Origin of the sequence: Butyricicoccus sp. AM78-15b2TA, from assembly GCF_027665985.1 — a bacterium.
GTDB classification, from domain to species: Bacteria; Bacillota; Clostridia; order Oscillospirales; family Butyricicoccaceae; genus Agathobaculum; species Agathobaculum butyriciproducens.
On sequence record NZ_JAQEHY010000003.1, the window covers coordinates 215,056 to 233,992 of the forward strand.

15 protein-coding genes are annotated in these 18,937 nt (G+C 56.0%); 2 read left to right on the forward strand and 13 right to left on the reverse strand.

Annotation, left to right across the window (positions count from 1 at the left end; all coding sequences use genetic code 11):
- Nucleotides 1-108 precede the first annotated feature (108 nt).
- The 5 genes from PGS25_RS04805 to PGS25_RS04825 all read right to left on the reverse strand — a co-directional run bounded on the left by PGS25_RS04805 (nt 109) and on the right by PGS25_RS04825 (nt 7,087).
- Nucleotides 109-1,509: a uracil-xanthine permease family protein gene (locus PGS25_RS04805; RefSeq protein ID WP_118284591.1), complete on the reverse strand. Its 1,401-nt coding sequence runs from the start codon at nt 1,507-1,509 to the stop codon at nt 109-111.
- Nucleotides 1,510-1,772: 263 nt separating this feature from the next.
- Nucleotides 1,773-2,609 carry a prephenate dehydrogenase gene (locus PGS25_RS04810; RefSeq protein ID WP_110435477.1) on the reverse strand — a complete coding sequence of 279 codons (837 nt, stop codon included), beginning with the start codon at nt 2,607-2,609 and terminating at the stop codon, nt 1,773-1,775.
- A 106-nt stretch (nt 2,610-2,715) separates the two neighbouring features.
- Nucleotides 2,716-3,369: a VanZ family protein gene (locus PGS25_RS04815; RefSeq protein ID WP_270417854.1), complete on the reverse strand. Its 654-nt coding sequence runs from the start codon at nt 3,367-3,369 to the stop codon at nt 2,716-2,718.
- Nucleotides 3,370-3,435: 66 nt separating this feature from the next.
- Nucleotides 3,436-5,358: an NAD(+) synthase gene (locus PGS25_RS04820; protein ID WP_270417855.1), complete on the reverse strand. Its 1,923-nt coding sequence runs from the start codon at nt 5,356-5,358 to the stop codon at nt 3,436-3,438.
- Nucleotides 5,359-5,689: 331 nt separating this feature from the next.
- Nucleotides 5,690-7,087 carry an alanine/glycine:cation symporter family protein gene (locus PGS25_RS04825; RefSeq protein WP_270417856.1) on the reverse strand — a complete coding sequence of 466 codons (1,398 nt, stop codon included), beginning with the start codon at nt 7,085-7,087 and terminating at the stop codon, nt 5,690-5,692.
- 224 nt (nt 7,088-7,311) lie between these two features.
- Here PGS25_RS04825 and PGS25_RS04830 point away from each other — a divergent pair, with 224 nt between their 5' ends.
- Complete coding sequence (locus PGS25_RS04830) at nt 7,312-7,863, forward strand: DUF3877 family protein (protein WP_270417857.1); 552 nt, start codon at nt 7,312-7,314, stop codon at nt 7,861-7,863.
- A gap of 58 nt (nt 7,864-7,921) precedes the next feature.
- On the opposite strand, the gene PGS25_RS04835 is transcribed toward PGS25_RS04830, so the two are convergent.
- From PGS25_RS04835 to rsxC, 8 genes are all read right to left on the reverse strand, one after another.
- On the reverse strand, nt 7,922-9,130 hold the full coding sequence (locus PGS25_RS04835; RefSeq protein ID WP_270417858.1) for a peptidylprolyl isomerase: 1,209 nt from the start codon (nt 9,128-9,130) through the stop codon (nt 7,922-7,924).
- An 884-nt stretch (nt 9,131-10,014) separates the two neighbouring features.
- Nucleotides 10,015-10,428, reverse strand: coding sequence for a Mini-ribonuclease 3 (locus PGS25_RS04840; RefSeq protein ID WP_110435483.1), 414 nt, complete (start codon nt 10,426-10,428; stop codon nt 10,015-10,017).
- The gene (locus tag PGS25_RS04845; RefSeq protein ID WP_199667369.1) at nt 10,428-11,330 is read right to left on the reverse strand and encodes an RnfABCDGE type electron transport complex subunit B; all 903 of its coding nucleotides are present in this window, start codon (nt 11,328-11,330) and stop codon (nt 10,428-10,430) included. Before PGS25_RS04845 ends, PGS25_RS04840 begins: the two co-directional genes overlap by 1 nt.
- Nucleotides 11,331-11,351: 21 nt before the next feature.
- Nucleotides 11,352-11,942, reverse strand: coding sequence for an electron transport complex subunit RsxA (rsxA, locus tag PGS25_RS04850; protein ID WP_110435485.1), 591 nt, complete (start codon nt 11,940-11,942; stop codon nt 11,352-11,354).
- 21 nt (nt 11,943-11,963) lie between these two features.
- Nucleotides 11,964-12,587 (reverse strand): electron transport complex subunit RsxE, encoded by a 624-nt coding sequence (gene rsxE, locus PGS25_RS04855; protein WP_118477953.1) that lies wholly within the window; start codon nt 12,585-12,587, stop codon nt 11,964-11,966.
- A gap of 14 nt (nt 12,588-12,601) precedes the next feature.
- Complete coding sequence (locus PGS25_RS04860; RefSeq protein ID WP_118360072.1) at nt 12,602-13,210, reverse strand: RnfABCDGE type electron transport complex subunit G; 609 nt, start codon at nt 13,208-13,210, stop codon at nt 12,602-12,604.
- Between the two features lie 3 nt (nt 13,211-13,213).
- Nucleotides 13,214-14,227, reverse strand: a complete 1,014-nt coding sequence (locus tag PGS25_RS04865; RefSeq protein WP_270417859.1) for an RnfABCDGE type electron transport complex subunit D — start codon at nt 14,225-14,227, stop codon at nt 13,214-13,216.
- 14 nt (nt 14,228-14,241) lie between these two features.
- Nucleotides 14,242-15,654: an electron transport complex subunit RsxC gene (gene rsxC / locus PGS25_RS04870; RefSeq protein WP_270417860.1), complete on the reverse strand. Its 1,413-nt coding sequence runs from the start codon at nt 15,652-15,654 to the stop codon at nt 14,242-14,244.
- 460 nt (nt 15,655-16,114) lie between these two features.
- Between rsxC and PGS25_RS04875 the strand changes: the two genes are divergently transcribed.
- Nucleotides 16,115-18,883: a heavy metal translocating P-type ATPase gene (locus PGS25_RS04875; RefSeq protein ID WP_270417861.1), complete on the forward strand. Its 2,769-nt coding sequence runs from the start codon at nt 16,115-16,117 to the stop codon at nt 18,881-18,883.
- Nucleotides 18,884-18,937 lie beyond the last annotated feature (54 nt).

The following is an 18,937-nucleotide window of genomic DNA, read 5'->3' on the forward strand; positions in this document are numbered from 1 at the left end:
TCTTCGGAATTCGCTCGAAAGCGTGGTTTCGAGCGAGAGACTGCTCGGAAAACGTTAGTTTTTCGACAGTCTCAAACCCCGGAAAGAACTTCTTTCCGGGGTTTTGCATTATGCTTCGGTTTTCTTATCCTTCGGGAGCACGATATTCAGCAGAATCGCAACAAACGCTGCCGGTACAATACCGGAACCGCCGAAAATCAGCTGAACCGCCTGCGGCGCCTGTGCCAGAATGGTCATATTGGCACCCATGCCATAGCCGACACCCAGAGCAACCGACACGATGGTCAGGTTGCGCGGCGTCATCTCCTCCTTGGTGATCAGCTGGATACCGCTGATCACGATGGACGAGAACATCATAACAGCCGCACCGCCGAGCACGGACTGCGGCATAATGGACACGATCGCGCCCAGCTTCGGAATCAGACCGCACAGAATGAGGAAGATCGCGCCGACGGCCAGTGCGCCTCGGTTGACAACCTTGGTCATGGTAACAAGGCCTACGTTCTGGCTGAACGAGGTATTCGGCAGTACGCCGAACAGCGCCGCAAACGACGAACCGATACCGTCGCAGGCTACGCCGCCGGACAGCTCCTTGTCGGTTGCCTCACGGCCCATGCCGCCTTCCATAACGCCCGAAATATCGCCGACGGTCTCGACTGCGGTAACAATAAACATAACCAGCACCGGCAGGATGGCGCGCAGATCAAACACCGGCTTTACCGGCATCAGCTTCGGGATGGCAAACCAGCCGGCCTGTGCTACCTTGTCCCAGTTGAGTACCCATGCCTTGGTGAATTCTACACCGTCCGCATCAACTGCGGTGGTCGGCAGAACAAAACCCATGATGATTGCCGCAATGTAGCCTGCAATAATGCCGACAAAGATCGCGGACGAGCCAAGGAAGCCCTTGCAGCCGTGCTTGACGACCAGAATAACCACCAGCACGAACAGCGCCAGCAGCAGATTTTCCATCGAGCCGAAATCCTTCGCGGAGTTGCCGCCGCCGAAGGAATTGATGCCGACCGAGATCAGCGACAGACCGATACTCAGCACGACCGTGCCGGTAACGACCGCCGGGAAGAACTTGCGCAGCGGCTTGAGGAAAAAGCCAAGTACCGTCTCAAACAGGCCGCCGAGAATGGACGCACCCATAATCGCGCCATACGCAATCACACCGCCGCCCATGGTAGCCGCAACGCTGTTGAACACGCCGATAAAGCCCGAGCTTGTACCCATGATGATCGGCACCTTGCCGCCGATCGGGCCGATGGAAAACAGCTGCACCAGCGTTACCACGCCGGCCACGAACATCGCGTTCTGCAGAACGCTTACCTGCAGGTCCGCGAACTCGCCGCCTGCAATGCCGCACGCACCCATGATGATGAGCAGCGGCGTCAGGTTGCCGACGAACATCGCAAAAACGTGCTGCAGTCCCAGCGGAATCTTGCGCGACAAAGGCATTTTTGCCTCAAAATCGTGCGCTGCGTCCATAGAAATTTTCTCTTGCATACCCACACTCCTTTGTGTTGTCCTGTAAAGTGCCGTGCCATTCATTCCCCTTAGCAAAACACTTTCTGATTTCATGCAAATAAATTATAACAAAAACAAATTCCTATGTAAATGGATTGCGCGGGCAGACGCAGGATTTTGGAGGTATGCGCAAAAATTTACGTTCTGCGACCTGTTTCCTTAACAATTTCCCGAATCCGCGCAAAAGGAAAGGAACAACGCACACAGGCATTGTCCCTTTTCGTATCGTTTCGAATTTCTGATTAACCCAGTCTTTCCTTGCGCTCGCGTCCGTCTCTCAGCAGAATGGTCAGTTCCTCGCGGTCTCCTGCACGGATAGCCTTGCGGTATTCGTCAAGGTGCTTGATGACCTCGTCAATCTCCTGCGCGAGCGGCTCTGCGTTGCACAAGAACAGCTCGCTCCACATGGTCTCATTCAGCTTGGCAACACGCGTCAGATCCTTGTAGCTGCCCGCCGAATAGCCGTTGTGCTTGTCCGCCTCCGGACTTTTGATGTACGCCGAGGAAACCACATGCGCCAGCTGCGAGGTAAACGCGATCATGTGATCGTGCTGCTGCGCGGTACAGCGCACGGTCTGACCGAAGCCAAGCGACATGAAGTACGCTTCCAGCTGCTCAAGCACACGCTCGGTGCTGCTCTTGGTCGGCACAAAGATCATGCTCGCACCGTCAAACAGGGTCGGCAGCGAATAATCCAGACCGGAGAACTCACGGCCCGCCATCGGGTGACCGCCGACGTAGTGCACACCGGCGTCAAGCGCGGCCTGTTCCAGATGATCGACCATAAACTGCTTGACGCCGACCATATCAACGATCACGCAGCCCTTTTTCATCTTCGGCATGTTCTCGAGCAGCCAGTCTACCGTTGCCTGCGGATACAGACCGATGATAACAAGGTCAGCCTCCTTATACAGCGCTTCGGTCGCAATCGCGTCAATCGAGCCGTCAGCCAGTGCCTGCTCCGCGGTTGCACGCGTGCGGTTCCAGCCCAAAACGCGGCTGAGCGTGCGCGCCTTGATGGTTTTCGCCATCGAGCCGCCCATCAGGCCCAGACCGGCGATGAGTACGGTATCAAACATGAATGGGTTCCCCCTGTCTTTTGTTTTTTATTCAGTTAAAGTTTATAACGGCAGACAGGGTTTGTCAATGAAAAACCGACTGCCTTTGCAGCCGGTTGTCATTTCATTATTTCTTCGGTCTTGGATTAACGCTGCAAATCCGGTGCCACAGCGGTGTCACTCTGCACACGATAAAAACGAGCAGTGCACCCGCCAGATTGAGGATAAGATCATCCACATCGCACGAGCCCGTTCCGGTGTACACCTGCAGCACCTCCACCGCCGTAATGCTCAGCGTGAGCGATGCCGTGAAAAAGAAAATGCTTCTCTGCCAGCGGAACAGTGCGGGCAGAAATACGCCCATCGGCGCAAACGCAATCAGGTTGCCTGCCAGATTGAGCACCACAAGCCGCAGTGAGATATTGTCGTATCCGTAGGCTAACAGGTAATTTTTCACCGTGCGGAGCGGCTCCAGATTTACCATATCGAGCGAGGTATGACCAAATCCGCGGCCGAATGCGTTATCGAAAAACAGCACATTCAGCAGCACCCATATGTAGTACAGAAACAGCACCAGCATGTACAGCCGCCGCCGTGTCGGACGCGTATTGTCCGGCACGCCGCAGAACAGCGCAGCACGCAAAAGCACCGCAAAAATCGCTGCAAACATGAATTTCTGCTCGGGTGCAACGGTGATTCCGGGTGCTAACTCATAATAGATGTTGAAGCACAGAAATACCGCTGTCAGCAGTACCGCTATGCCGCGAATTAAATTCTTCAAAAGGAGATTCTCCTTTGTATTGGAATATCATAGGGCGGGAGTACCCGCCCTATGTCAAAAATTCTGTTATAGGCTCTCCGCTTCCCTGAGCCACAGCGCGGACACTGCATCCGACGGCATACGCCAGTCGCCGCGCGGCGAAAGCGTTACGGTGCCGACCTTCGGGCCGTCCGGCAGGCAGGAGCGCTTGAACTGCTGCGTAAAGAAACGGCGCATAAAGGTCGTCAGCCACTTCTTGATGGTCGCGTCGTCATACACGCCCTCGAAGGTCTTGTGTGCGGCACGGAAGATCTTGCGCGGCGGATAGCCGAAACGCAGCATGTAATACAGGAAAAAGTCGTGCAGCTCGTACGGGCCGACCAGATCCTCGGTCTTCTGGCTGATTTCGCCGTCCTTAGGCGGCAGCAGCTCGGGCGATACCGGGGTATCGAGCACATCCTGCAGCACATCGGACAGCTCGCCGAGCGTGCGGTCTGCCTCATAGGCAACAAGGTAGCGCACCAGCGTTTTCGGGATAGAGCCGTTCACGCCGTACATACTCATATGGTCGCCGTTGTAGGTCGCCCAGCCGAGCGCCAGCTCGGACAGGTCGCCCGTACCGACAACCATGCCGCCGTTCTTGTTGGCGAGGTTCATCAGCACCAGCGTGCGCATGCGCGCCTGACCGTTTTCAAAGGTAACGGAAAGATCGTCCTTGGACTGACCGATGTCCATGAAATGCTGATCGACCGCCGCCTTGATGTCCACGGTCTTGAGTGTAACGCCGTAGGCTTCCGCCAGCTTTTCTGCGTTGCCCTTGGTACGGGCAGTTGTGCCGAAGCACGGCATGGTGACAGCCAGAATGCCCTTGCGGTCGAGCTCCAGCATATCGAATGCGTGTACGAGCACGATAAGCGCGAGCGTGGAATCCAGTCCGCCGGACAGACCAACAACCGCCGTTTTCGCGTGCGTATGGCGCAGACGGGTGGCAAGGCCGGTCGCCTGCAGCGTCAGGATCTCCTCGCAGCGTTCATCGCGGAGCGCCTTGTTCGCCGGAACGAACGGCGTGCGCGGGAACGTGCGGTCGGCAAGGTCGTTCTCCACCGGCTCGAGCGAGAACGAGAACACGCTGCCCTCGATAGACTCGAATGTGTTCATGCGCTGACGCTCGTGCGCCAGACGCTGGAGGTCGATATCCGCGTAAATGATGCCCTGCGAGAACATTTTGCTCTCGGACAGCAGCGCACCGTTCTCCGCGATGAGGTCGTGACCCGCGAAAACAAGGTCCTGCGTGGACTCACCGAAGCCGGCGTCCGCATACAGGTACGCGCACAGCAGTCGTCCGGACTGCTGACGAACAAGGTCGCGGCGATATCCCGCCTTGCCGATGATCTCATCCGATGCGGACAGGTTGACGATAATGTGCGCGCCCATCTGCGCCAGCGTGGTAGACGGCGGATTCGGCACCCACAGATCCTCGCAGATTTCCACGCCGAAGGTGAACAGCGGCTGCTCGTCGCACTGAAAAATGCTGTCGGTCACAATCGGTACATAGCGCGGCTCACCGGCTGTATCAGTAAGCGTTACGCTCTCGATCGAACCCAACGCATCTGCCGATACGAAATGGCGCTGCTCGTAGAACTCGGAGTAGTTCGGAAGATGGGTTTTCGGCACGAACGCCAGCACGTCACCGGCATTGACGACAGCGGCCACGTTGTACAGCTTGCCGCGCACGCGCAGCGGCAGACCGACTACGATGACAGCCGCAAGCTCTGCGGTCTCGCGGCAGACCGTGCTCAACGCATCCAGTGCACCTTCGAGCAGGGTCTCCTGCAAAAACAGGTCGCCGCAGGTATAGCCGGTCAGGCACAGCTCAGGGAACGTGATGAGCTTCGCGCCTTTGACAGCGGCCTCCTTGGCCAGCTTTACGATCTCAGAGGTATTATATGCGCAGTCCGCAGCGTGCAGATCAGGCGTTGCCGCGGCAATTTTGATAAATCCATCTCGCATCGGTGATGCTCCTTCCAGTGGAATAGTCCAGATAAAGTTAGTATACCTCTTTTTGTACCTTTGTGCAAGAGCGGCTATACCAGACATAGGTATAAACCGCGTGCCTATCGTTTGAACCGGCGGGCTGAGGGTAGCCCGCCGTATGCCCCATCTGCACATTGTGTATCCGTAGGGGCGAGCATTGCTCGCCCAGGCAACGTTGAATCACACGAGTCTTGGGCGCACACTGTGCGTCCCTACGATATAACCTCTGCAAACCATACACAATCTGTCCTGCAAAATGACGAAATGGAGAATGAACCCGCCACGTTCATTCTCCATTTTCAATGACTTACCGATCGACAACCGGAATCTCGGACTCATCCTTTTCATCCAGATGCTTCAGATAATGCTTTGTCTCTGCCGCGATCACGCCGGAGAGCAGCAGCACAGCGATCAGGTTCGGGATGGCCATGAAGGCATTGAGTACGTCCGCAATGGTCCACACAAGGTCGAGCGCAAGCACGGGTGCGCACACAACGACCGCGATAAACAGCACCTTATACGGCAGAATTGCCTTTTTGCCGAGCAGATACTCAGCGGCACGCTCGCCGTAGTACGACCATCCGAGGATGGTGGAGTACGCGAACGTAACGATGCTGACCATCAAAATCAGCGGACCGATATACGGAATCTGTGCGAATGCCGCCGTGGTCATCTGACCGCCGTTTGCCATGTTTTCCACGCTGACCGCCGGATTTTTCATCATCGAGGAGACGAGCACCAGACCGGTCATCAGGCACACGACAACCGTCGTCCAGAAGGTGCCGGTCGCAGAAACGAGCGCCTGCCGCACCGGATTGCGCGTCTGTGCCGCGCTAGCAACCAGCGGTGCAGAACCCATGCCGGACTCATTCGAGAACAGTCCGCGTGCCACGCCGTACTGCAGCGCCAGACGGATACCGCCGCCGACCAGTCCGCCGGTCACGGCGCCCGGCTTGAACGCCAGCACGAAAATAGCCTTGAGAGCCGGCAGCAGAAAATCGTAGTTGGCGCACAGAATAACGATGCAGCCGACCACATAGAACAGCGCCATCAGCGGCACCAGTTTTTCGCACACAACTGCAATGGATTCAATGCCGCCAATAATGATAATCGCGGTGATAATGCCGAAAACAATGCCGATTGCGATACGCGGCAGGCTGATGGGAAGGTTAGTCTCCAGCACCTCGGCAATCGCGTTGATCTGCGTGCCGCAGCCGATGCCGAATGAGGCGAGCATGGCGAACAGCGCAAACAGCACCGCCATCACCTTGCCGAACTTCTTCCACTTGAGGCCGCGCTCAAGCGCGTACATCGCACCGCCCATCATGCGGCCATCCGCGGTCTGCACGCGGTACTTGACCGCGATCAGGCTCTCCGCGTACTTGGTGGCAATGCCGAACACGCCGGTCAGCCAGCACCACAGCACAGCACCCGGTCCGCCGAGATAGATGGCCGTGCCGACACCGATGATGTTGCCCGTGCCGATGGTCGATGCGAGTGCGGTCGTCAGCGCCTGAAACTGACTGACGTCACCCGGCGAATCCGGGTCCTTTGTCACCGACAGGCGGATGCCGGTGAAGGTTTTGCGCTGGATGAAGCCCGTGCGGAACGTCATAAAAATATGCGTACCGCACAGCAGCACCAGCATGGGCAGCCCCCAGATCCAGCTGTCGATTTTGTTCATTAATGCAACAAATACTTCCATGTATCCGATTCCTTCCTCACTTTTCTTCTCTTTCGGACAAGAGAAGGCGCTTACCCCCATTTTGTTCGGATAAGCGTCGCAGATTTATATTATATCGAATTTTCCGAAAATATGCAAGCATATTCGAGCGTATTCGACACTTTTCCGGCATTTGACGGGATATTGCGCGTTCTCTTATCGTATGCTATAATCGTATCGAATCAAAAACTATCGAGGTGTTCTCTATGAACTCTGTGAATTATAAACGACTGGAAAAGAGCCTGACCGATGTCATTCAGGAGGCACAGATCAAGATTGGCTACGACCACCACCCGATCACGCTATATTATCCCACGGAATCCGTGGCGCGTCTGCTCGGCACACCGGAGGAGGACGCGGACAGCACCGAGCATGCGCTCGCTTCCCTTTCCGCGCACACCGCCGGCACGCTCGGCGCAATCGAAGTCACCCGCGATGCCAAGCGCTTCTGCTTCCACATTTCCGCGGAAGGCACACAGTATGTGCATGAACAGCTGCCGGAACCCGCGTTTCTGCGTGCATTTCTACAGGTAATGCGCGGTCTGACGGTCAGCTTTGACGATATTCTTGCGGTGTTCCATCAGTTTTCCGACAAGGTACACTGTGAGAAGCTCGAGGGCAACGAGGAGTTTGACTACCTCGTGTACTTCGAGGACGGCACACCGGACAGCTACCGCTACTGCATCAAGCTGGATGATGACGGTGATGCCGTCTATCACCGCTTTACGCCAGAGGATTATGCGGCGTTTGGGTTCTAAACCTCACGCAGACATGAAAAAAGGACGCTCCTTGAGCGTCCTTTCTGTTTTTGCGGTTTTACTGAGCAGACTCGGTAGTAGCCGTCTGCGCCTCGTCCGTCGAGGACTGGCTGTCGGTTGCGGACTGGTCTTCGCTCTGCGCGTCCTCAGTCTGCGCATTACCGTCATCATCCGATGTATCGCTGTTCAGAACAGTCTGCACGTCAGCCGGCAGATAGTCCTTAGTGTTATCATAGGTGATCTCATCGTAAGCATCGGTGGTCTGAATGTCAGCCTCGTCGATCCACTGCTGCATCATCTCGTCGATCGAGCCGGCAGTGCCCTTTTCGGAAGCAACCGCTGCGATGATCGCGTCGCGCATGTTCTCGAACTCATCCTGATTCAGCTCACAGCGCTTGATGATATGGTAGCCGTACTGGCTCTTGACCAGGCCGGAAACTTCACCTTCCTGCAGAGCCTTGGCAGCGTTGTAGAACTCGTCTACCATCTGACCCTCGGTGAAGGTATAGCCCTTGGCATACTGTGCTTCGCCTGCATCCTCGTTCTTCTCGGTCAGCAGCGCGTCAAAGTCCTCGCCGTTGTTCAGACGATCCAGAACAGCCTGTGCTTCCTTCTTTGCTTCCTCATCTGTGCGAGTGGTCTCGCCGGTGGACGGATTCTTAGTCAGAATGAGGATGTGCTTTGCAGTGATGTAGTTGTCATCAAAATACTTCTGCAGCTCGTCATCGCTCGGAACACTTACGCCGTTCTCGCCGAAGTAGTAATCCTTCAGCACCTGTGCGCATGCGCTGACATACTGGTAGTTATTGTAGTTGTCCATGTCAAAGCCGATCGAAGCCAGGCGCTGCAGATAAGCGTCCTCGCCGCCGAGCTGCTCCGCATTCTGCTTGTTTGCCGTAACAATGTTCTTCTTCTGGCTGTACGACAGGGACAGGCCCAGCTCATCCATCTTCTGCTTAACGATATGGATCAGAGCGACCTGCTGCTTTGCGGACTCCTTTGCGGCATCGCCGAATGTAGATGCCATATTCTTCTCAGAGAGACCGTACATAGCGTACATCTGCTGATAATTGATGATCTGGCTCATCATATAGCTTGCATACTCATCTGCGTGGATTTCCTCGCCGTTGACCGTCATAACGACCGGTGCATCGCTTTTCAGCTCCTGATAATCCACCACAAAGGTGGATGCGCCGTATGCGGTTGCGCTCATAACGACAGCCAGCATAACGACCAGCGCAACGATGCGCTGCACTAACTTGCTCATATTACTATGCTCCCTTTTCTGTATTTTACGAACGCTATCAGTATAACACTATTTCGGAACAGGCACAAGCGAAAACACAGAAACATCACAAATTTCGCTGCCCGCTGGGGACGCTGCCCGCTGGGGCACAAGGATGGACACCAAGGTTTCCACCCTTGTGAATCCCGCTTCCTTTATTCCTAATCTGGCGCAGACCGGAGACCGGCGACCGCTTCGAGAAGGAGAACGGCAGTCGGGTTACTCTTGCGTATCTTTCGTGAAATATTCGCGGCTCACAGATAGCTTACTGCTACACAGGCGGTTTACTCTCCGCAGGCGCGACACGAGGTGAATTGCCCGAAAGGCAAGAGAAGGTCCCCTGGGGGATACCCGTGTCGCGCAACTCATTGGCCTGGCAGCTACAGACAGCACCTGCGAATTTCATCTGATGATAAATGTTATACCGTAGGGTGCGCCGACTCGGCGCACCTTTTCTAACGAGAAAACACCCGTAAAATGCAAAAATGGAGAATGAAAACCATCTGGTCAATTCTCTATTTTCCATTCTCAATTACTGCAAACAAAAAGAGAACCGCTTCCGCGGTTCTCTCAGCTTGTCGAAAAAGCAATATTCGATTTTTATGCTTCGTGCGGCAGCACGCATTCAATCGAATTTGCTTTGCAAATTCATAAATTCCGGGAGCATGGTCCAGACCACCCTCTCTTGCCGCTATGCGGCAATTCACCTTGTGTATCTCGGAATTTATACAAGGGAAGAAAAAATGTGCCCGCAGGGCGCGGTTTTTCTTCGGTTTCGCTAGAAAGCGTGGTTTCGAGCGAGAGGCTGCTCGGAAAACGATAGTTTTTCGACAGCCTCAGAGAACCGCTTCCGCGGTTCTCTTTGCTCATTTCGCGTCAAACCCTTGACAGATAACCTCAAACAGCTCATTGATACGCTCATAGCGTCCCTTGAGGTACAGCCAGCCGAACAGCGCCTCGAGTGCGGTCGCGTAGGCATACTCTGCCACGGAGGCCGACTTCGGCACGGATTTCGGCTTTGCGTTGCGTCCGTGACGCAGAACGGTCTGCTCGTCTTCATCGAGCATAGGCTGAATGCGCTTTACCGCTTCCGCCTGCGCGGACGCACGAACGAGCTGGATCGTACGGCTGTGCAGGTTTTTCGCGGTCTGAGTGCCGCCGCACGCCAGATGCGTGCGCACGAGTATCTCATAAACAGCGTCGCCCACATGGGCGAGTGCAAGACTCGTCATGCGGGCGATCGCAGCGTCATCCAGCACAGGGTGCAGATGATCGGTCATTACTTGTCCTCAGCAGCCTTTGCTTCAGCGGCCTGCTTTGCAGCCTCAGCCTTAGCCTTGGCAGCAGCAGCCTGCTTAGCCTGCATTTCCTTGAACTTGGCCTTCTCTTCCTCGGTCGGAACCGGCTCGATGCAGCCCTTCGGGCAAACCTTGGTGCACATCTTGCAGTTCTTGCACTTGTCGTAGTCGATCTTGGCAACGCCGTCTACTACGTGAATTGCATCGAACTTACAGGTCTTCTCGCACATCTTACAGCCGATACAGCCGTTGGAGCAAACCTTCATAACCTCCGGGCCCTTGTCCTTGTTCACGCAGTTAACGTGAACCTTCTTGACCTCGGATACCAGGTTAATGATCTTCTTCGGGCAGGTGGAAACACACTTGCCGCAGGCAACACACTTGTCGGTATCAACCTTTGCAACGCCGTCCACAATGTGGATTGCGTCAAACGCACAGGCCTTTACGCAGGAGCCGAGGCCCATGCAGCCAAAGGAGCAAGCCTTCGGGCCGCTTGCTACACGCATTGCAGCGTTGCAGTCCTGCAGACCCTCGTAGTTTGCCTTGTCCTTTGCGTTGCAGCCGCCGTTGCAGTAAACGTGTGCAACCTGACGGTCGCCGGCAGCAACCTCAACGCCGAGTACCTTTGCGACCTTCTCAGCCGCAGCAGCACCGCCGACCGGGCAGCCGTTTACCGGCGCACGGCCCTCTACGATTGCAGCAGCCAGACCATCACAGCCCGGAAAACCGCAGCCGCCGCAGTTAGCGCCCGGCAGGCACTCGCGTACCAGCGGGATGCGCTCGTCAACCTCTACAGCGAAAACCTTAGCGGCAACGCCGAGCAGGATTGCGAAAACGATACCCATGATGAACAGTACCGCTACCGCGTAAATAACATTTTGCATATCCATTTCTTGTGTCCTCCCTTACCAAATCGACAGGCCGGAGAAGCCCATGAAGGACATAGCCAGCAGCGCTGCTGCAACCAGCGAGATCGGGAAGCCTTCAAAGCACTTCGGGCACTTGGAAGTAGCGTCCAGACGCTCACGGATGGAAGCGAACAGCACGATTGCCAGCGTGTAGCCGACACCGGCTGCAACGCCGTATACCAGAGAGCCGATGAAAGAATAGCTGTTGGAAATGTTGGTCTTAGCAGCACCGAGCACCGCACAGTTGGTGGTGATCAGCGGCAGGAAGATACCGAGCGCAGAGTACAGCGACGGCATAGCCTTCTTCATGAACATCTCGACGAACTGAACCAGCGTTGCAATTACGAGAATGAACGCGATGGTCTGCATGTAGCCCAGACCCAGGGGTTCGAGAATGAAGTACTGTACAGCCCAGGATGCTGCGGAAGCGATCGCCATAACGAAGATAACCGCCATGCCCATGCCGAGCGCGGTGTCGGTCTTCTTGGATACGCCGAAGAACGAGCAGCAGCCGAGGAACTGAACGAGAATGTAGTTGTTGACCAGGATTGCCGCGATTGCGAGCGACAGGATATCGGTCAAACCCATAGAGGCAGGTAAATTAAACACTTACTTGTCCTCCTTTCGAGCCATGATCTTCTGGATCGCAGCCAGGATGAAGCCCATCATGAGGAAGCCGCCGGCCGGCAGGATCATCATGACCATCGGGTTGGAGTTGAAGAACGGAACTGCGATGCCGTTAACGCCGTTAACGTAACCGGACAGGATGGTGCCTGCGCCGAGCAGCTCACGGAAGAAGCCCATGAGTACCAGAGCGAAGGTGAAGCCCAGACCCATTACAACACCGTCGAGTGCGGACGGCAGAACCTTGTTCTTGGAAGCATACGCCTCGGCACGGCCGAGGATGATGCAGTTTACTACGATCAGCGGCAGGAACAGACCAAGGGACGATGCCAGCGACGGCAGGAATGCCTGCATGGACAGGTCGATCATGGTTACGAAGGTTGCGATGATCGTGATAAATGCTGCGATGCGGATCTTATCCGGGATAATTCTGCGCATCGCGGAAATAACGATATTGGAGCAGATGAGAACGACGGTAGCCGCCGCGCCCATGCCAATCGCATTCTGCAGAGAAGTAGTGGTTGCCAGCGTCGGGCAAAGACCGATCGTCTGCATGAAAACCGGGTTATCGAGGATAACGCCCGATTTCAGCTGTTCAGAAAATTTCATTTGGCTTTTCCTCCTTAACCCAGAGTAGCGACATATGCTGCCGCAGTATTAACGCCGTCGGTTACAGCACGGGAGGTGATGGTAGCGCCGGTGATCGCATTGATCGTGCCGCCGTCCTTGGTCACCTTGAGCTGACCGTCAGCAGTCTGACCTGCAAACTGGGTGATCCAGTTCGGGTCTGCCTGGCTCTTCGCACCGAGGCCCGGGGTCTCAGCGTGAGAGGTTACCTTTGCGCCTGCAACGGTGCCGTCCGCGTTGATGCCGACGATCATCGTCAGGTTGCCGCCGAAGCCCTTCGGCTCTACCTGTACGCAGTAGCCGATCTCTTCGCCGTCCTTGGTTGCCTTGTAAACGCCGTCGATCTGAGCAGCGGTACGGCCTGCCGGCAGGGTTACGCCAGCGGCTGCAACGTCCTCAGCGGACAGTGCGGTGTCGAGATCCTCGAAATCAGCGTCCGGGATGATCTCTGCCATTGCTGCGTTGCGGGTTTCGATACCGTTCTGGGTGATCTTATCCGCGGTTACACCGTTGATAACGCCCAGCAGCAGTGCACAGATGAACGTGATGAGGCCCAGTACGACGACAAGCTGTACGATGCCGCCTTCCTTTTTGCTGTTATCCATGATTTACTGCGCCTCCTTCTTAGCCTTGTCAAGCTGATAGCCGAACTTGCGCGGATGGGTCTTCTTGTCGATTGCCCAAACCAGCGTGTTCATGATCAGGATGGAGTAGGATACGCCCTCCGGCAGACCGCCGAAGTAGCGGATGAATACCGTCAGCAGACCGCAGCCAATGCCGAAGATAATCTGGCCCTTCGGGGTAACCGGGCTGGTAACGTAGTCGGTAGCCATGAAGATCGCGCCGAGCATCAGGCCGCCGGACAGTACCTGGCTGAGCATCCACTGTACGCGGGAAACATCGCCGGACAGCGGGAACAGGAAGGTGATGACAGCAACAGTAAGGATGTAAGCTGCCGGAATGTTGATGGTGATAACCTTGCGCCACAGCAGGTAAACGCCGCCTGCCAGCAGAGCCAGCGCGGAGGTCTCACCGATAACGCCGCCGGTCTGGCCGAGCAGCATCTCCAGCAGGCCGGTGTCAGCCGGTACAGCACCGGTCTTGAGGGTAGCCAGCGGAGTTGCGGTGGAAATCGCATCGGTAACGGTTACGTTGCCGAACAGCGGCAGGTTTGCATGCGGAGCAGTCCAGGTGGTCATGAAACCGGCCCAGGATGCCATCATGAACGCACGGGCACCGAGTGCCGGGTTCATAAAGTTCTTGCCGATACCGCCGAACAGCATCTTAACAACGATGATGCCGAACAGAGCACCGAAAGCGCTCAGCCACAGCGGAGCTGCAACCGGAATGTTGAATGCGATAAGTACGCCCGTAACCAGGCAGGACAGGTCGCCTACGGTGTTCGGGTGATGAACGATTTTGTTGTAAATGGTCTCAAACACAAGGCTTGCCACCATTGCAATAACAACATGGATCAGCGCACGAGCGCCGAAGGTGTAAACTGCAACCGCCAGTGCCGGAACAAGTGCGATGAGCACATCGAGCATAAGGCTCCGGGTGTCATCATCCGCCTTGATATGCGGCGAGGAGGTTACGACTACTTTGCTAAGATCATAAGCCATTTTCGTTTTCCTCCTTACTTGTTCTCTGCGGACTTTTCAGCCTCTGCCTTTGCAGCAGCCTCCGCCTCGGCCTTTTTCTTCTCAGCCTCAGCCTTGGCGCGCTCTGCAGCACGCTTAGCCTGGATCTTGCCCTTGGTCAGACGGAACTGTGCAACCAGCGGGATACGAGCCGGGCAGACATAAGCGCAGGAGCCGCACTCGATGCAGTCCATCATGCCGCAGTCAACGGCGTTGTCCAGATCCTCCTGCTTGCCGTATACATTCATGTAGATCGGCAGGAGGTGCATCGGGCAGGCGTTGATGCACTTGCCGCAGCGGATACACTGGGGATCCTTAACGCGCTTATCCTCATTGCCTGCAAAGGCGAGGAATGCGTTGGTGCCCTTGACAACCGGGGCATCCAGAGAGAACTGGGCGTTGCCCATCATCGGGCCGCCGGCAAGGAGCTTGTTCGGAGCTTCCTTGAAGCCGCCGCAGGCATCGATCAGCTTTTCGATCGGGGTGCCGATGCGTGCTTCGAGGTTCTTCGGCTCAGCAACAGCGGAACCGGAGATGGTAACGATACGGCGGATCACCGGCATGCCGGTGGTGAAGCGGCGGTAAACCGCACCTGCGGTATCTACGTTGAATACCGCGCAGCCGGCGTCTGCCGGCAGCTTGCCGGACGGAACTTCACGGCCGGTGCAGGCATTGATCAGCTGCTTCTCAGCGCCCTGCGGGTACTTGCAGGTCAGCGGATACAGCTTGAGGCGGGAATCGTCCGCGATCAGCTCCTCGATCTTGGCGAAGGTATCCTTCTTGTTTTCCTCGATTGCAATGATTGCGGTCTGTACGCCCATGATGTCGGCCAGCATCTTCAGGCCGCCGATGGTCTCTTCCGGACGCTCGAGCAGCAGGCGATGGTCGGACGTGATGTACGGCTCACACTCTGCAGCGTTGATGATGACCGTGTCGCACTTGCCGATACCGGACTGGATCTTGACATGGGTCGGGAAGGTTGCACCGCCATGGCCGACGATACCGGCAGAACGGATGCACTCGATACGCTCCTCATTGCTCATGGAAGCGAAGTCGTAGGGATGCACGGACTCGTGCTTGCGGTCCTCGCCATCATTTTCAATTACGATGGACAGAACCTTGCTGCCGTTCGGATGCAGGCGAGGCTCGATTGCCTTTACCTTACCGGAAACGGTAGCATGGACAGGAGCGCTGACAAAGCCGCCGGCTTCCGCGATAGGCTGTCCCAGGTCCACGGTGTCGCCAACCGAAACGATCGGCTTTGCCGGTGCGCCGATGTGCATGGAAACCGGCAGGATTACCTCATCGGGCAATGCCAGCTTCTCGATCGGCTTGGTGTTTGTCGCGGATTTATAGCCCGGGTCTGCGTGAGTACCCGGGTGTATGCCGCCACGGAACGAATACGCCATTTCTTTCACCTCTCTAATATTTTGCGCAAGAAGAACCGGACGCGCGCCCGGCTTCCTCTTCTTCAGAAATTGGCTGGCTACGCATGAAGCATAGCCTTACAGTATAGATTATACTGGTTTTTGTACAGTATTGGCAAGACCAAAAGCAAAAAAAAATCGAATAAAATACAGGGAAACTTTGTACATCTTGTTAAGTCTATCATTTTTATCCGCTTTTTCTTTGTGAATAACGCTCGGGTTCGGTCAGTTTAGACGGATGCAGGTATTCCCTTTCCGGCTTGCATTTTTCGCAAAACCGGCTGAAATGCGCGCAAAATGCGAAGTTTTGCCCTCTGCCTTTTGTGCACATTTTTCGTATACCGCTATTGACTTTCCCTTTCTTCGGTTATAATATGAATACATGAACATATGAGCAATCGTTCATATATCATTGACTATCACCGACAGGAGGCGATCCGAAATGGCAGACGAACACAAGCATGAGGATACCTTATTAAATGAAGAAGTGCATGAGCACGAACATCATCATCACGAACACGATGAAGATGAATGCGATTGCGGCTGCGGACACCATCACCACCACAATGAGGATGAGGAGCACGAGCATCACCACCATCACCACGATGACGATGACTGCGACTGCGGCTGCGGACATCATCATCATCACGATGAGGATGAACATGAGCACCACCATCATCATGACGATGACTGCGGCTGCGGCTGCGGACATCATCACCATCACGACGAGGATGAGGAGCACGAGCATCACCATCATCATGACGACGATGACTGCGACTGCGGCTGCGGACACCATCATCACCATGACGAGGATGAGGAGCACGAGCACCACCATCACGAGCACGCCGCCGGCGCGCACAGCGTCAAGCGCGTGTACACGCTGCAGAATGTCGGCTGCGCACACTGCGCGGCAAAAATGGAGCAGCGCATCAGCGAACTCGAGGGCGTGGAGGACTGCGTTCTCGTATTTGAGACCAAGCAGCTGCGCGTAACCGGCGAAAATCCGGATGCGCTCTTGCCTGAAATCCGCAAAATCTGCTCCGGCATTGAGAGTGAAGCCAAGGTCATCGCACCCAAGCCCAAGCACTACGGCAAGGACGGTCAGCGCGTCTACACGCTCGAAAACCTCGGCTGCGCACACTGTGCCGCCAAAATGCAGCACCAGATCAGCCAGCTGGACGGTATCGATGACTGCGTACTGGTTTATGAGACCAAGCAGCTCCGCGTAAAGGGTGACAATCCGGACGCGCTGCTGCCCGAAATCCGCAAAATCTGCTCGAATATCGAGAGCGAGGTCAAGGTCATCGCGCCCGAGGAGGAAAAAGAGGACAAAGGCGGCAGCCATCCGCTTGCGGAAATGCTGATCGGCGCGGGTCTGTTTATCGCAGGCGTACTGGTTCCGATTACGGCGGTCAAGATCATTCTGCTGCTGGCAGCATACCTGCTGCTCGGACGCCATGTCCTGCTGACAGCTGCGAAGAACATCGGCCGCGGTCAGGTATTTGACGAAAACTTCCTGATGGCCGTTGCAACCATCGGTGCATGGGCGGTCGGCTCGTTCGACGAGGCTGTCGGCGTTATGCTGTTCTATCGAGTCGGCGAATACTTTGAGGATCGTGCGGTTGACCGTTCGCGCAAGCAGATCATGGACGCGATCGACCTGCGTCCCGAGACGGTAAATCTGGTCAAGGACAACGGCAAAATCAAGGTTATTCCCGCTGAGGACGCACAGGAGGGCGACATTGTTCTGGTGCGCCCGGGCGACCGCGTTCCGCTGGACGGCGAGGTTGTCGAAGGCGAAAGCCGTCTGGATACCTCGGCTGTTACCGGTGAGCCGGTTCCGGTTCGTGTCGCTGCCGGCGACAAGGCAACCTCCGGCTGTGTCAACACCGACGGCGCGATCAAGCTGCGTGTCACCCACATTCTCGCTGAGAGCATGGTACAGCGCATTCTCGACAGCGTGGAGAACGCAGCGGCTCGCAAGCCGAAGATCGACCGCTTTATCACCCGTTTTTCCCGCGTTTACACCCCGGCAGTCGTTGCGATCGCTCTGCTGACCGCCATTATCCCGAGCCTTGTTACCGGCGAGTGGCACAAGTGGGTCTACACCGCGATGACCTTCCTTGTAATTTCCTGCCCGTGTGCACTGGTGCTCAGCGTACCGCTGACCTACTTCTCCGGCATCGGCGCAGGCTCCAGGCGCGGTATCCTGTTCAAGGGCGGCGCTTCTCTGGAAGCACTGAATAACGTTAAGACCATTGTTATGGATAAGACCGGCACCATCACCAAGGGCAACTTTGTAGTACAGAAGGTCGTTCCGGCGCAGGGCGTTCCGCTCGATGAGAATGAGCTTCTGTGGCTGGCTGCCGCCTGTGAAGGCGCTTCCACCCACCCAATCGCCAAGTCCATCATCAACTCCTACGAGGAGCGCAAAGCGTCCGCGGCAAAGGCCGGCGACTTTTCTCTTGTTGCCGTTGGTGCAACGGTTGAGAACATCCGCGAACAGGCCGGCGAAGGCGTTTTCGCCGAGCTTGAAGGCAAAACTATACTCTGCGGCAACGTAAAGCTGATGGAGCGCAATCATATCGACCTTTCCGGCTACCACGGCACCCCGGGCAGCACGGAAGTGCTGCTGGCGATGGACGGTCACTTCCTCGGTCATGTTGACATTTCCGATACCATCAAGGCAGATGCCAACTCCGCAATCAGCCGCATGAAGGCTCAGGGACTCACCACCGCCATGCTGACCGGTGACGGTCAGGCCAGTGCGGACGCGGTTGCACAGGAAGTCGGCATTGACGAAGTGCGTGCCCGCCTGCTCCCGCAGGATAAGCTTTCGGCGCTGACCGATATCCGCGAGAAGCGCGGTGCGGTTATGTTCGTCGGTGACGGCATCAACGATGCTCCCGTACTCGCCGGTGCAGATGTCGGCGCGGCAATGGGCAGCGGCGCAGACGCGGCAATCGAGGCTGCAGACGTGGTGTTCATGAACGCCGACCTGGCCTCCATCCCGATCTCGATCAAGATCGCCCGCAAGGCGAATATCGTCTCCAAGGAGAACATCGTGTTTGCACTCGCGATCAAGATTCTTATTATGCTCCTCGGCCTGTTCGGCATCGCATCCATGTGGCTGGCCGTATTCGCTGATACCGGCGTGGCTATGCTGTGCGTGCTCAATTCGATCCGCATGCTGTATATGAAGACCGAATAATGCATACTCTTTGCACATTTTATATAGAAAGACTCCCGTCCGATTGGAACGGGA